The sequence below is a fragment of the Achromobacter sp. 1014246743 genome (genome assembly GCF_059760725.1).
In genome coordinates this window covers 1-14,465 of record NZ_JCBANA010000110.1, presented here as the reverse complement: position 1 = coordinate 14,465, position 14,465 = coordinate 1, and the positions used below count along the sequence as shown (strand labels likewise).

Annotated in this window: 13 protein-coding genes and 1 pseudogene; 6 read left to right on the top strand and 8 right to left on the bottom strand. The window is 67.9% G+C overall.

The window, feature by feature from the left end; translation table 11 throughout:
• Positions 1-19: 19 nt before the first annotated feature.
• The 8 genes from AC6LJ2_RS28905 to AC6LJ2_RS28870 form a co-directional block, all read right to left on the bottom strand.
• On the bottom strand, positions 20-730 hold the full coding sequence (locus AC6LJ2_RS28905; protein ID WP_263911432.1) for an ABC transporter ATP-binding protein: 711 nt from the start codon (positions 728-730) through the stop codon (positions 20-22).
• Positions 718-1,506 carry an ABC transporter ATP-binding protein gene (locus AC6LJ2_RS28900; RefSeq protein WP_498152688.1) on the bottom strand — a complete coding sequence of 263 codons (789 nt, stop codon included), beginning with the start codon at positions 1,504-1,506 and terminating at the stop codon, positions 718-720. Before AC6LJ2_RS28900 ends, AC6LJ2_RS28905 begins: the two co-directional genes overlap by 13 nt.
• Positions 1,499-2,599, bottom strand: a complete 1,101-nt coding sequence (locus AC6LJ2_RS28895; protein WP_498152687.1) for a branched-chain amino acid ABC transporter permease — start codon at positions 2,597-2,599, stop codon at positions 1,499-1,501. Before AC6LJ2_RS28895 ends, AC6LJ2_RS28900 begins: the two co-directional genes overlap by 8 nt.
• 2 nt (positions 2,600-2,601) lie before the next feature.
• Positions 2,602-3,483: a branched-chain amino acid ABC transporter permease gene (locus tag AC6LJ2_RS28890; protein WP_263911436.1), complete on the bottom strand. Its 882-nt coding sequence runs from the start codon at positions 3,481-3,483 to the stop codon at positions 2,602-2,604.
• Positions 3,484-3,492: 9 nt separating this feature from the next.
• Positions 3,493-4,653 (bottom strand): ABC transporter substrate-binding protein, encoded by a 1,161-nt coding sequence (locus tag AC6LJ2_RS28885; RefSeq protein WP_498152686.1) that lies wholly within the window; start codon positions 4,651-4,653, stop codon positions 3,493-3,495.
• Between the two features lie 31 nt (positions 4,654-4,684).
• Positions 4,685-5,527 carry an alpha/beta fold hydrolase gene (locus tag AC6LJ2_RS28880; RefSeq protein WP_498152685.1) on the bottom strand — a complete coding sequence of 281 codons (843 nt, stop codon included), beginning with the start codon at positions 5,525-5,527 and terminating at the stop codon, positions 4,685-4,687.
• The gene (locus tag AC6LJ2_RS28875) at positions 5,524-7,083 is read right to left on the bottom strand and encodes a benzoate-CoA ligase family protein (RefSeq protein ID WP_445657258.1); all 1,560 of its coding nucleotides are present in this window, start codon (positions 7,081-7,083) and stop codon (positions 5,524-5,526) included. Before AC6LJ2_RS28875 ends, AC6LJ2_RS28880 begins: the two co-directional genes overlap by 4 nt.
• Before the next feature lie 104 nt (positions 7,084-7,187).
• Entirely contained in the window at positions 7,188-7,658 is a 471-nt protein-coding gene (locus AC6LJ2_RS28870) for a DUF4863 family protein (protein WP_498152684.1), read from the bottom strand.
• Positions 7,659-7,835: 177 nt separating this feature from the next.
• Between AC6LJ2_RS28870 and AC6LJ2_RS28865 the strand changes: the two genes are divergently transcribed.
• From AC6LJ2_RS28865 to AC6LJ2_RS28840, 6 genes and pseudogenes are all read left to right on the top strand, one after another.
• Complete coding sequence (locus AC6LJ2_RS28865) at positions 7,836-8,747, top strand: helix-turn-helix transcriptional regulator (RefSeq protein ID WP_263911440.1); 912 nt, start codon at positions 7,836-7,838, stop codon at positions 8,745-8,747.
• Between the two features lie 196 nt (positions 8,748-8,943).
• Positions 8,944-10,602, top strand: coding sequence for a 2,3-epoxybenzoyl-CoA dihydrolase (gene boxC / locus AC6LJ2_RS28860; protein ID WP_263911441.1), 1,659 nt, complete (start codon positions 8,944-8,946; stop codon positions 10,600-10,602).
• A 35-nt stretch (positions 10,603-10,637) separates the two neighbouring features.
• A complete protein-coding gene (gene boxB, locus AC6LJ2_RS28855; RefSeq protein ID WP_263911442.1) occupies positions 10,638-12,065 on the top strand; it encodes a benzoyl-CoA 2,3-epoxidase subunit BoxB in 1,428 nt (475 codons plus the stop codon).
• A gap of 51 nt (positions 12,066-12,116) precedes the next feature.
• Positions 12,117-13,352 (top strand): benzoyl-CoA 2,3-epoxidase subunit BoxA, encoded by a 1,236-nt coding sequence (boxA, locus tag AC6LJ2_RS28850; protein ID WP_498152683.1) that lies wholly within the window; start codon positions 12,117-12,119, stop codon positions 13,350-13,352.
• Between the two features lie 92 nt (positions 13,353-13,444).
• A complete protein-coding gene (locus tag AC6LJ2_RS28845) occupies positions 13,445-13,885 on the top strand; it encodes a MaoC family dehydratase (RefSeq protein WP_263911444.1) in 441 nt (146 codons plus the stop codon).
• 279 nt (positions 13,886-14,164) lie between these two features.
• Positions 14,165-14,465, top strand: a pseudogene (locus AC6LJ2_RS28840) (phage tail protein); the annotation flags it as partial.

Sequence of the window (14,465 nt, the reverse complement as noted above, 5' to 3'; positions counted from 1 at the left end):
GGCTTTTTCATGAGCGGGGCTAGACGCCCAGATAGCGCGTCAACTGTTCCGGTGTGGCCGCCAGCGCGGCGCTGTCGCCATCCTGCGCGATCAGGCCTTTCTCCATCACCAGGCAACGATCGGTATGGGCCAGCACCGCGCGATAGTTGCGGTCCACGATCAGGGTGGACATGCCCGTTTCGCGGATGCGCCGGATGATGCGCCAGATCTCGGCCACGATCAGCGGCGCCAGGCCTTCGGTGGCTTCGTCCAGGATCAGCAGGTCGGGATTGGTCATCAGCGCGCGGCCGATGGCCAGCATCTGCTGCTCGCCGCCCGACAATTGCTGGCCGCCGTGGCCCAGGCGTTCGGCCAGCCGGGGAAAGGTTTGCAGCACACGGTCGTAGTGCCAGTCCTGGCGCCCCTGGACGCCGGCGCGTGCGGCTACGAGCAGGTTCTCGCGCACGCTCAGGTTGGGGAAGATGCCGCGGCCTTCGGGCACGTAGGCGATGCCCAGCCGCGCGATGGCGTGGGGGCGAGCGCGGGTGCAGTCCCGCCCGCGCACCGCGACGTTGCCGCGCGCGCTGGGCACCTGGCCCACCAGGCTGCGGATCAGCGTGGTCTTGCCCATGCCGTTGCGGCCCACCAGGCCCACGGATTCGCCCGCCGCGATGCGCAGGTCGACGCCGCGCAGCACGTGGCTGGCACCGTAATACACATGCAGGCCGCCGGCCTCGATCAATGCGGGCATGCGGCGTCTCCGAAGGCGTGGTCGCACGCCAGGTCTTCGCCCAGGTAGGCGGTGCGCACCTCGGCGTTGGCGCGGATCGCCGCGGGGCTGCCGCTGGCGATGCTGCTGCCGTTGACCATGACGGTGATGGTGTCGGCGATACGAAAGACGGCGTCCATGTCGTGTTCGACCAGCAGGATGGCGTGGTCTTCCTTCAACGTCTGCAGCAGGGCCAGGATGCGGTCGGTTTCTTCCGGGCCCATGCCGGCCAGCGGCTCGTCCAGCAGCAGGACCTGTGGCTCGCCGGCCAGGCACATGGCGATTTCCAGCTGGCGCTTGCGGCCGTGCGGCAGCAGGCCGGCCGGTTGCGCGGCATCGTCTGCCAGCCCGGTGCGCGCCAGCGCCTGCTCGGCCAGCGCCACGCTGGTCCGGCAGGCGGACGCCGGGCGCCACCAATGCCAGAAGCGCTGGCGCCGCGCCTGCGCGGCCAGGCGGCAATTCTCGAACACGCTCAGTTCAGGAAACAGCGTGGACCGCTGGTAGCTGCGGCCCAGCCCGGCCTGGGCGCGTTCGGGCTGGCTCCAGCCCGTGATGTCGCGGCCGCCCAGCGAGACCGCCCCGCTGGTGGGCGCCAGTTCGCCGGACAGCAGGTTGATCAGCGTCGACTTGCCCGCGCCGTTGGTGCCGATGACGGCGTGGACTTCGCCGCGTTGCAGCGCGAGCGACACGCCATTGACGGCGGTCAGGCCGCCAAAGCGGCGCGTGACGTCGCGCGCGGCCAGCAGGGAATCAGGCATGGGGCTCTCCCGGTAGGGGCAGGCGCAGCGGCGCCGGGGTGGAGGCGGTGGGCGTCAAGGGGGCGGTCTTGCCGTCGGGTATGCCATCGGGCTGGCCGCGCAATGCGGCGGCGTCCGCGGGCGTATCGCGGCGCGCACGGCGGCGGCGCCACTGCGCGGGCAGGCCCGCCAGGCCGTCAGGCAGCAGCGCGACCAGCGCGATGATGGCCAGGCCCAGCGGCAGGTGCCAGTGGCGTGCGTAGTCGCCAAACAGCGCCTGCGACTGGAACAGTTCCTGCAACAGCACCAGCGCCGCCGTGCCGAGCACCGCGCCGCCCAGGCTGCCCATGCCGCCCAGGATCACCATCAGCAGCACCAGGCCCGATTGTTCCCAGGCCAGCAGTTCGGGCGTGACGAAGCCGTCTTTCAAGGCGAACAGGAAACCGGCCAATCCCGCCAACGCGGCGCCGATGACATACGCAGCCAGCTTGTATGGATAGGTCGAATACCCGGCCGCGCGCATGCGCTGTTCGTTGATGCGGATGCCGGCCAGCGCCGCCCCGAAGGGCGAACGCCGCAGCAGCGCCAGAAAGCCCCAGGTCAACGCCAGGCAGGCCAGCACGAAGAAGTAATACGTGACGCCCTGGTCCAGGTCGAACGGGCGCCAGCCGCCGATGTCGGCCTGCGGCCGGAAGTACAGGTAGATGCCGTCGCTGCCGCCGCCCGCCTTGGTGTCGTGGAACACGTAGTACGCCATCTGCGCGAAGGCCAGCGTCACCATGATGAAGTACACGCCACGGGTGCGCAGCGCCAGCGCGCCGGTGATGAGGGCGTAGGCGGCCGCGGCCAGCAGCGCCGCGGGCAGCAGCCACCACAGGCTGCCTGCTTCCGACGCCGGCGACAGCAGCGCGGCGGCGTAGGCGCCGATGCCGAAGAAGGCGGCATGCCCCAGGCTGACCAGCCCCGCGCCGCCCACCAGCAGTTGCAGGCTCAGCGCGAACACCGCGTAGATCATGATCTTCACGGCCAGCCCGGTGTAGTAGTCGCTGCCGCTCCAGGCGAAGGCCGCCAGCGCCAGCAGGGTCAGGCAAGGAAGGAGTCGATTCAGCGTCATGGTCAGCCCTGTTTGAACAGCCCTTCGGGCTTGCACAGAAGAATGGCGGCCATCAGCACGTACACCAGCACGCCGGCGGCGGCCGGAAACAGCACCTGGCCGAAGGTCTCGACCACGCCCACCAGCATCGCCGCCACGAACGCGCCGCGGATCGAGCCGATGCCGCCGATCACCACCACCACGAAGCACACGATCAACACGCCGTTGCCCATGCCGGGGTACACCGACGACACGGGCGCGGCGATGCTGCCGGCCAGCGCCGCCAGCGCCACGCCCGCGGCGAACACCAGCCGGTAGAGCCTGTTGACGTCGATGCCCAGCGCGCCGGTCATCTCGCGGTTGCTGGCGCCGGCGCGCAGCATCATGCCCAGCCGCGTGCGCGCGATGACCCAGTACAGGAGCAGCGCCACGCCGATGCCGACGCCCGAGATGAACAGCCGATACACCGGATAGGTCATCACGTCGCCCAGCGCGATGCTGCCTTGCAGCCAGGCGGGCAGCGGCACGCCGTGCACGTCGTTGCCCACCAGGATGCTGCGCAGTTCCTCGAACACGAGGATCAGGCCGTAGGTCATCAGCACTTGCTGCAGGTGATTGCGGCGATACAGGTAGCTGAAGAACGCGGCTTCGAGCAGGTAGCCCAGCGCGGCGGCGGCCAGCACGCAGACCGCCAGCGTGGCCAGGAAGCCGCCGCCCAGCCAGCGATCGACCGCCGGCCCCAGCGCGAACGCCATGTAGGCGCCGATCATGTAGAAGCTGCCATGGGCGAGGTTGATGATGCCCATGATGCCGAAGATCAGCGTCAGCCCGCTCGCCACCAGGAACAGCAGCAGGCCGTACTGGAAGGCGTTCAGGCTCTGGATGAGCAGGATGCCGGCGTCCATGGGCCTGTCCTAGAGCTTGCAGCCGCGGGCGGGATCGGCCAGCTTGCGCACGGCCACGTCCACCACCTTGTTTTCCAGGCCGTCGACGCGGCGCAGGTAGATGTCCTGCACCGGGTTGCCGGCCGCCGACAGCGTGAACGGACCGCGCGGGCTGTCGACCGTGGCACCGCGCATGGCCTGGCGGAAGTCCGCCTTCCTGGCGAAGTCGCCTTGCACCGCGCTCAGGCCCGACTGCATCAGCTGCGCCGCGTCATAGCCCTGCACCGCGTAGACGTCGGGCTGCGCGTTGTAGGCCTTGGCGTAGTCGGCGCGAAAGGCGTTGTCGCGCGGCGTGTTCAGCCCGTCGGCGTAGTGCAGCGTGGTCAAGAGGCCCTGCGCCGATGCGCCCTGGGCGGGCAACGTGCCATCGGTGAGAAAGCCCGAGCCATACAGCGGAATGGTCTTGTCCAGGCCCGCCGCATGGTAGTCCTGCACGAACTTCACCGCGCCGCCGCCGGCAAAGAAGGTGAACACCATGTCGGGTTTGAGCGCGGCGATCTCGGTCAGGAGCGATTGGAATTCGACGTTGGGGAAGGGCAGGCTCAGTTCCTTGACCACCTTGCCGCCGGCCTGCTCGAAGCCTTCCTTGAAGCCGCCGATGGCCTCGTCGCCGGCCGCGTATTTCCAGGTGATGGTGACCGCCGTCTTGTGGCCGCGCGCCTTGGCCACCGGCCCCATGGCGTAGGCCGGCTGCCAGTTGGTGAACGACGTGCGGAAGATGCCCGGGCCGCATAGCGGGCCGGTGATGGCGTTGGCGCCGGCATTGGTCACGACCAGTGTGGTGTCCGAATCCTTGGCGGCCTTTGCCAGGGCCATCGCCACGCCGGAATGCACGGTGCCGATCAGCACGTCCACCTGGTCGCGCTTGATCAGGCGGTTGGCGTTCTCGGCTGCCTTGGACGGGTTGGATTCGTCGTCCACCTTGAAGTACTCGATTTCGCGCCCGCCCAGCTTGCCGCCTTGTTCGGCCACATACAGCTTGAAGCCGTTCTCGATGGCGTTGCCGAGCGCGGCGAAGGTGCCGCTGTAGGGCAGCATGAAACCGACTTTGAGCTTGTCGGCGGCCAGGGCGCCGCTGGTGGCCAGCATCAGGGCGGCGCCTAGCGCGGCCCGGGACAGGGCATGGGTCATGGTGGGTCTCCGTACGTTGTTATGGGCTGCCTTAATGGCGGCCGGGGGGGGCCAGCGCGCCGATGAAGCCGGCGATGGCCTGGATGACGGTGGCGGGCTGGTCCTTGTGCGGCGAATGGCGGCAGTCGGGAATTTCCAGCAGTTGCGTCTGCGGGGCGGCCTCGTGGATGCCGCGGATCTGCGCCAGCGTGCCGTATTCATCGTCGAGGCCCTGCATCGCCAGGACGGGGCAGGTGATGGCGGGCAGGCGGCCCCGCAGGTCCCATTGGGCAAAGCCCGGGTCCAGCCAGATGTCGTTCCAGCCCCAAAAGGCGGAATCCACGTCATCGTGGTGGCGCGCCAGGCGCTCGCGCAGGCCGCCTTCCAGATAGGCCTGGCGGGCCAGGCGGATATGGTCCACGGCGCGCGTTTCGACGAAGATGTGTGGCGCGGCCACCACCACGCCGGCCACGGCCGCCGGATGGCGGGCCGCATAGAGCAGGGCGATCGAGCCGCCGTCGCTGTGGCCGAACAGCACGGGGCGATCGCGCCCGGCGTCCACGTCCAGCGCGGCCAACAGCGCGGGCAGCACGTCTTCGGCTTCGCGATGCATGAAATCGACGGCGCGCTGTTCGCCCGCGGCCAGGGGCGTGGACCGGCCGTAGCCATGGCGCGAATACACCAGCCCGCGGCAACCGGCGGCATCGCATACCTGTTGCGGCCAGTCTTTCCACATCGACACCGAACCCAGGCCTTCGTGCAGGAACACCATCAGCGGGGCATTGCGCCGCGCTGGAGAGAGCCAGCGGTATTCCAGGCGCTGGGGGCGGCCCGGCCCGTGCAGGTCGACCCAGCCGGCGTCCATGCCGGCCCGGGGGGCGGGGGCGGCCGTCATGGCGTGACCTGTTCCAGCTGGCGCAGGCGGAAGCGCTGGATCTTGCCGGTGGCGGTCTTGGGCAGTTCTTCGGTGAAGTCGATCTGGCGCGGGTACTTGAAGGGCGCCAGGTGCTGCTTCACGTAGCGCTGCAGGTCGGCGCCGGTCTGCGCATCGGGAGCGAAACCTGGGCGCAGCACCACGTAGGCCTTGGTCTTGACCAGCCCGTCGTGGTCGGGCACGCCGATCACGGCGGCTTCGAGCACGGCCTCGTGCTGCACCAGGATGTTCTCGACCTCGACCGGCGACACATACTGGCCGCTGACCTTGATCATGTCGTCGCTGCGGCCGGCATAGGTGTAGTAGCCGTCGGCGTCACACACGTACTTGTCGCCGCTTTTCAGCCAGTCGCCCAGGAAGCACTGGCGCGTCTTGTCGCGGTTGTTCCAGTACATCAGCGCGGCGCTGGGCCCCTTGATGTAGAGGTCGCCGATGGCGCCGGCAGCCACCGGGGCGCCGTTGTCGTCGCGCAGCTGTACCTCGTAGCCCGGCACCGGCTTGCCGGTGGTACCGTAGCGCAGTTGGCCGGCCTGGTTCGAGATGAAGATGTGCAGCATTTCCGTCGAGCCGATGCCGTCCAGGATCTCGCAGCCGAAATGGCGCGTGAAGCGTTCGCCGATATCGCGCGGCAGCGCCTCGCCGGCCGACGTGCAGACGCGCATCGCCACGCGTTCGCGCGGCGGCAGGTCGGGGGCCGCCAGCATGCTGGCATACAGCGTGGGCACGCCGTAGAACACCGTCGGCCGGTGTTGCGTCAGGCGCTGGAACACGGCCTGCGGCGTCGGCCGTTCGGCCATCAGCACCACCGTGGCGCCCACCGACAGCGGAAAGGTCAGGCCGTTGCCCAGGCCATACGCGAAGAACAGCTTGGCCGCGGAAAACGCCACGTCGTCTTCGCGAATGCCCAGCACCGGCTTGGCGTACAACTCGGCCGTGTGCCACAGATTGCCGTGGGTGTGCACCACGCCCTTGGGCTTGCCGGTCGAGCCCGACGAATACAGCCAGAACGCGATCTCGTCGGACAGCGTGCGGACCGCCGGCGCCAGCGGCGCCACGGCCAGCAACGCGTCCAGGTCATGCGCGCCGGCCGGCAGCGGCGCGGCGGGCTGCGAGACCACCAGGTGTTCGACCTCGCCGGGCGCCTGCGCCAGCGCCGCCTGCAAAGTCGGCAACAGGGCGCCGGACACGAAGGCGGCTCGCACCCGGCTGTGGCTCAGGATGTAGGCATAGTCGTCGGCCGTCAGCAGCGTGTTCACAGCCACCGGCACCACGCCCGCGTGCAGCGCGCCCAGGAACGCCACCGGCCAATCCACCGTGTCCTGCATCAGCAGCAGCACGCGCTCTTCGCGCCGCAGGCCCAGTTGGCGCAGCGCGCCCGCCATGCGCGCCACGCGCTCGGCCAGTTCGCCGTAGGTCAGCTGGCGGGTGTCGTCGATATAGGCCGTCTTGGCGGCGCGCGGCGCGTTCAAGGCCGCCAGGTGGCTGGCGAAATTCAGTTCGGCGGGGCAGGCATTCACGGTGGTCTCCTGGTGTTCTGGCGGGCGTCGGGCCCGGGCCTGTGATCGGCCCTTGTCGGCATTGCAGGCCATGCCGGCGCGCAAGGCCGCATGGCGGGGTGGGGTCATGGGCGCGCGAAGTCGATGGCGCCGCCGGGTAGCAGGTACAGCACCAGCGCGCGGCCTTGCGTCACCGTCGGCGCATGCGCGCTGCCGGGGCTATAGACCAGCCAGCCGGCGCCGTGGCCATCGAAGCGGGCGTCGGCGGTCAGCGGCATGATCATGTCGATTTCGCCGTTGGGGTGGGCGTGGTGGGGGCCCGCCAGGTCGTCCATGTCGACCACGTCGACCGAACAGCCGGCCAGGTCGTCGGCCGGCTTGATGACGCGGCCATAGCGGATGCCGCCGCCTTCGCGGTTGCACATCCAGCCCTCGGCCACGCCTTGCCTACAGGCGCTGAAGATGTCGCTGTACAGGGGGCTGCCCGGGCCGGCATCGCGGTTCAGGCGGTCTTGCAGGGCGCCGTCCAGCGGCTGCCCGGCCATCAGGTCGGTGACCTGGCGCATCAGGGCGTGGAATCGTTCAGGCGTGCTCACCGTATCTCCTCCTTTACACTGTCGGCGCTTCAGCGGGGATGCAATCCAGTGCTGTTTTGTCGCACCTGACACGCTGTTGAAGCTGTTGGAGGAAAAATAGTGCTTCCATTGACCTGGGTCAAGCACTATAGTGCATAAATCGAGTGTTATCAGGGTATTTGCGGAGTCAGCTACACCATGAATCAAGCGCTAGACGCAGCGCCATCCGAAGAACCTCACCGCGAAGCCTTCCTGGTGGCCCTGGGCGAGCGGGTGCGCCGCCTGCGGGCCATCCGCGGCATGACGCGCAAGGGCCTGTCGCAGGTGACCGGCGTGTCCGAGCGCCACCTGGCCAACCTCGAGCACGGGGTCGGCAATGCCTCGATCCTGGTGCTGCTGCAGATCGCCAAGGCCTTCAACTGCGCCCTGGCCGAGCTGGTCGGCGACGTCACCACCGAATCGCCCGATTGGCTGTTGATCCGCGAACTGCTCAGCGGCCGCACCGAATCCGACCTGCAACGCGCGCGCGAAGCGCTGACCCAGCTATTTGGCGTGGGCGCCGGCGCGCAGCGGCCCAACCGCACCCAGCGCGTGGCGCTGATCGGCCTGCGCGGCGCCGGCAAATCGACGCTGGGCCAGATGCTGGCCGACGACCTGGGCTACCCCTTCGTCGAGCTGAACCGCGAGATCGAACGCGTGGCCGGCTGCAGCATCCTGGAAATCCACAATCTGTACGGCCCCAACGCTTACCGCCGCTATGAGCGCCGCGCCCTCGAAGAGGCCATCCAGATCTACCCTGAAATGGTGCTGGCTACCCCGGGCGGCCTGGTGTCCGAACCCGCCACGCTCAACCTGCTGCTGGCCCATTGCTACACGGTGTGGCTGCGCGCCACCCCCGAAGAGCATATGGGCCGGGTCATGGCGCAGGGCGATTTCCGCCCCATGTCGGGCAACAACGAAGCCATGGCCGACCTCAAGCGCATCCTGGCCGGGCGCGAAGCCTTCTATGCCAAGGCCGACCTGACCTGGGTCACCAGCCATCTCGAGGTGCAGGAGAGCTTCGCCGGCCTGCGGACCCAGGTGCGCAAGGCCTGCGGCCTGCCGTTGTAGCGGTCGGTTCACCGGTAGGTTTGTGCCTGGGCCGCCCAAAAGGGCGGCCCTGTTCATTGTGGCGGCCGCGCGCCTCCAAGAAACTGCACTTTTGTGCATCTTTTGCTTGACGCTGATTTTCACCTGCACTAATCTGCATAATAATTCATGTGATGCAGTATTTTTCCTGTCATCAGGATGCACGAGGAGACAAGCGATGAGCAGCCCAGCCAATCCGGTCGATTTTCGGACCGATCCCGCCCAGTACCGCCATTGGCGCCTGACGTTCGACGGCCCGGTCGCCACCCTGGCGATGGACGTCGCCGAAGACGGCGGCCTGCGCCCCGGCTACAAGCTCAAGCTCAATTCCTACGACCTGGGCGTGGACATCGAACTGCACGATGCCCTGCAACGCATCCGCTTCGAGCATCCGGAAGTGCGCAGCGTGGTCGTCACCAGCATGAAAGACCGCATCTTCTGTTCGGGCGCCAACATCTTCATGCTGGGCCTGTCGTCGCATGCCTGGAAGGTGAACTTCTGCAAGTTCACCAACGAAACGCGCAACGGCATCGAAGACTCCAGCCGCCATGGCGGCTTGAAGTTCATCGCCGCGCTCAATGGCGCCTGCGCGGGCGGCGGCTACGAGCTGGCGCTGGCCTGCGACGAGATCCTGCTGATCGACGACCGCTCGTCGTCGGTGGCCCTGCCCGAAGTGCCGCTGCTGGGCGTGCTGCCTGGCACCGGGGGCCTGACCCGCGTGACCGACAAGCGCCGCGTGCGCCACGATCACGCCGACATCTTCTGCACCCTGGTCGAAGGCGTGCGCGGCCAGCGCGCCAAGGACTGGCGGCTGGTCGACGACGTGGTCAAGCCCGCCCAGTTCGAGGCCGCGGTGCGCGCCCGCGCGCTGGCGCTGGCCGAAGGCAGCCACCGCCCGCAGGGCGAAGCCGGCGTGGCGTTGACGCCGTTGGTGCGCGAGGAAAGCGCCGACGCCTTGTCGTACCGCTATGTCGACGTGCAACTCGACCGGGCTCGCCGCCAGGCCACCTGGACCGTGCGCGCCCCGCTTGCACCCGTCGAGTCGGACCTGCCGGACATCCTGGCCGCGGGCGCCGCCTGGTGGCCCTTGCAGATGGCCCGCGAGCTGGACGACGCCATCCTGTCCCTGCGCACCAACGAGCTGGACATCGGCACCTGGATCCTCAAGACCGAAGGCGACGCGCAGGCGGTGCTGGCGGCCGACGCCGCCCTGCAACGCCATGCCGACCATTGGTTCGTGCGCGAAACCGCCGGCCTGCTGCGCCGCACGCTGGCGCGGCTGGACGTCACCTCGCGCAGCCTGTTCGCCCTGATCGAGCCCGGTTCGTGCTTTGCCGGCACCTTGCTTGAATTGGCGCTGGCCGCCGACCGCAGCTACATGCTGGACAGCGAAGCGGGCGAGGCCGCCGCCAGCCTGGTCGTGGGCGACGCCAACTTTGGCGCCTACCCGATGGTCAATGGCCAGAGCCGCCTGCAACGGCGCTTCTACGAAGAAGCGCCGGCGCTGGATGCGGTGCGCGCCCGCGCCGGCCAGCCGCTGGATGCGCAGGACGCCCTGTCGCTGGGCCTGGTGACCTTTGCGCCCGACAGCATCGACTGGGACGACGAAGTCCGCATGGTGCTGGAAGAACGTCGCGCGCTGTCGCCTGATGCGCTCACCGGCCTGGAAGCCAACCTGCGCTTTGGGGGCCGCGAAACCATGGAAACACGCATCTTCGGCCGGCTGACCGCCTGGCAGAACTGGATTTTCAACCGCCCCAACGCCGCCGGCGAAAAGGGCGCGCTGAAGCTGTATGGCAAGGGCGAGCAGGCGACCTTCGACTGGAACCGCGTCTGAGCGGCCCACGATCAAAAAGAACCAGGAGCGAGACAATGTCAGGCATCAACTACACCGACAAGATCCCCAATAACGTCAACCTGTCCGGCGACCGCACGCTGCAGCGCGCGCTGGAACACTGGCAGCCCAACTATCTGCAATGGTGGCAGGACATGGGTCCGGACGGCTCGCATGGCTTCGACGTGTACCTGCGCACCGCGGTCAGCGTCGAACCCGACGGCTGGGCGCATTTCAACCACGTGCGCATGCCGGACTACCGCTGGGGCATCTTCCTGGCGCCGCAAGACGGCCAGCGCAAAATCCACTTCGGCGAAAACATCGGCCGCGACGTCTGGCAGGACGTGCCGGGCGAACACCGCGCCAACCTGCGCCGCATCATCGTCACGCAGGGCGACACCGAGCCGGCGTCGATCGAGCAGCAGCGCCACCTGGGCCTGACCGCGCCGTCGCAGTATGACCTGCGCAACCTGTTCCAGATCAACGTCGAAGAAGGCCGCCACCTGTGGGCCATGGTGTACCTGCTGCACCGCTATTTCGGCCGCGATGGCCGCGAAGAAGCCGATGCGCTGTTGCAGCGCACGTCGGGGGATTCGGACAACCCGCGCATCCTGGGCGCCTTCAATGAAAAGACGCCCGACTGGCTGGCGTTCTACATGTTCACCTACTTCACCGACCGCGACGGCAAGTTCCAGCTGTGCGCGCTGGCCGAATCCAGCTTCGATCCGCTGGCCCGCACCACCAAGTTCATGCTCACCGAAGAGGCCCACCACATGTTCGTGGGCGAATCCGGCATCTCGCGCGTCATCCAGCGCACCTGCGAAGTGATGAACCAGCTGAAGACCGACGACCCGGCCAGCGTACGCGCGGCCGGCGTGATCGACCTGCCCACCATCCAGCGCTACCTGAATTTCCACTACAGCGTCACCATCGACCTGTTTGGTGCCGACCAGTCGTCCAACGCCGCCATCTTCTACGGGTCGGGCCTGAAGGGCCGCTACGAAGAAAGCAAGCGCACCGATGACCACCAGCTCAAGAACGACACCTACCGCGTGCTGACGGTCAACAACGGCAAGCTCGGCGAAGCCGAGGTGCCGATGCTCAATGCCCTGAACGAAGTGCTGCGCGACGACTTCATCCGCGATTCCGTGGCCGGCATCGGCCGCTGGAACAAGGTCATTGAAAAGAGCGGCATTGCCTTTCGCCTGCATGTGCCGCACAAGGCTTTCAACCGCCAGATCGGCACGCTGGCCGGCATTCGCATGTCGCCCGAAGGCGAGGTGCTGTCCGAAGCGCAGTGGCAGGCTCACCGGCACCAGTGGCTGCCCACGCCCGAAGACCGCGAATTCGTGGCCTCGTTGATGGGCCGCGTCACCGAGCCGGGCAAGTTCGCCAACTGGATCGCGCCGCCGGTCATGGGTGTCAACCGCCAGCCCGTGAATTTCGAGTACGTCCGTTTCAACTGAGGCCCGGCGGCGGCGCGCGGCGCCGCCGCGGTGCGTATTGGGATGACCGCGATGAACGCAGCCCTGCCCGTAGACGTCCTGAAGCAGCATCTCATTGACCCCGAGATCTGCATCCGCTGCAATACCTGCGAAGAAACCTGTCCGGTCGACGCGATCACGCACGACAGCAACAACTACGTGGTCGATCCGGACATCTGCAACGGCTGCATGGCCTGCGTGCCGCCGTGTCCGACCGGGTCCATCGACAACTGGCGCCTGGTCGTGCGCGCCCAGGCCTATACGCTGGCGGACCAGCTGGGCTGGGATGAGTTGCCGCGCGAAGAAGCGTTGCCCGAAACGGCCGCGGCGGCCGTGCCGCTGGCCGATGCCACCGCATCGGAACCCCCCGCGAACGTCGCCTGGACCGCCGCTGGCGCCAGCGTGCCGCCCTGGTCGGCGGCGCACCCCTATGTGAACCTCTACACCCACAAGGCCCCCGTCACCGCCACCGTGGTGGGCAACTACCGCGTCACCGGCGCGGACACCGACAGCGACATCCACCACATCGTGCTGGACTTCGGCGAACTGCCGTTTCCCGTGCTGGAAGGCCAGTCCATCGGCATCCTGCCGCCGGGCACCGATGCGCAGGGCCGGCCGCACCACGCGCGTCAATATTCGCTTGCCAGCCCGCGCGACGGCGAGCGCGCCGGTTACAACAACCTGTCGCTGACCGTGAAGCGCGTCACCGAAGACCACCAGGGCAACACCGCCCACGGCGTATGTTCGAACTACCTGTGCGACCTGGCCAAGCACGATACGGTGCAGGTCATCGGCCCCTTCGGCCAGACCTTCCTGATGCCCAACCACCCGCGGGCCAACCTCATCATGATCTGCACGGGCTCCGGGTCGGCGCCCATGCGCGCCATGACCGAACGCTATCGCCGCCGCATCGACACCGGCGAGAACGGCCGGCTGATGCTGTTCTTCGGCGCCCGCACCGAGCGCGAACTGCCGTACTTCGGCCCGCTGATGAAACTGCCGCGCGACTTCATCGACATCAATCTGGCGCTCTCGCGCGAGGCGGGGCAGCCCAAGCGCTACGTGCAGGACCTGATCCGCGAGCGGGCCGCCGATGTGCGCACGCTGCTGGCCGACCGCAATACCTGCATCTACGTGTGCGGATTGAAGGGCATGGAAGTCGGCGTGCTGGACGCGCTGCGCGAGGTGACGATGCAATCGGGGCAGGATTGGACTATCCTGCATGACGTGCTGCGCCGCGAGGGGCGGCTGCACTTCGAAACCTACTGACGTCGAGATCCATCGACTCGGAACCGGCATGGCAACGCGCGGCCATCCCCGCGCGCTGCCGTGCCGATTGCATCGCGAGGGGAAGTCCACCCATGAAGTTCGCCGATTTCAAGGACGGCATGCTGATCAAGGCCGGTCCTGTCACCATCACCGAAGCCGAGATTCTCGAGTTCGCCCGCAAGTACGATCCCCAGTGGTTCCACACCGACGTCCAGCGCGCCGCCGAGGGCCGCTGGGGCGGCCTCATCGCCAGCGGCTGGCACACCTGCGCGCTGGCCATGCGCATGGCGGTGGACTCGGCGCTGCACGATTCCGAATCCTTCGGCTCGCCCGGCCTGGGCGAAGTGCGCTGGCGCACGCCGGTGCGCCCCGGCGACCAGCTGCGGCTGGAAGCCCGTGTGCAGGGCGCGCGCACGTCGTCCTCGCGCCCCGACCTGGGCATCATCACCTGGGCCTGGACGGTGCTGAACCAGCACGACGAAGGCGTGCTGGAACTGGACGCCACCAGCCTGTTCGACTTGTCCGGCGACTGATCCGGCCTGAGCCGTCCGCCCGTGTCGCGCATGGCGCCGGTCAGCCGCCGACGTCGTGTCGCAGATTGCTTGCCGGGCTGGGTGATAGCCCCCTAACATGACTGCGTCGTGGGCGAATTGCGTCCATTGATCCCGCAAGCCCGCCCAGGACACTGAGCGGGCTTTTTGCATGGGGCCAATGAATCCGCCGTAGCCCGAACCTGTATTGCCCACCCGCAGTGCGCCGGTGGGCTTTTTTCATTCGGCGGCACTGCCGCGTCATGTCCTGAAAGGCGTTTCATGCAAATCCTCAAACCCATCAACGTCGGCCAGGCGCCGAACGACCAGACCGGCGATACGCTGCGCAACGCGATGGTCCTGGTGAACGAGAACTTCACCAAGACCCGCAGCGGCGTGGACGCCGTGGAAATCGCGGCGGCCGCCGCCCAGCGCAAGGCGGACGCCGCCATTCCCGCCGCGGAAAAAGGCGCGGCCGGCGGTGTGACGCCGCCGGGAGCGGGAGGCCAAGTGGCCGGCGCGCCTCTGGCCGGAACCGCCCCTTCGCCGGGCCAGCAGTGTGCGCTCTTTAAAACCTTTGAAC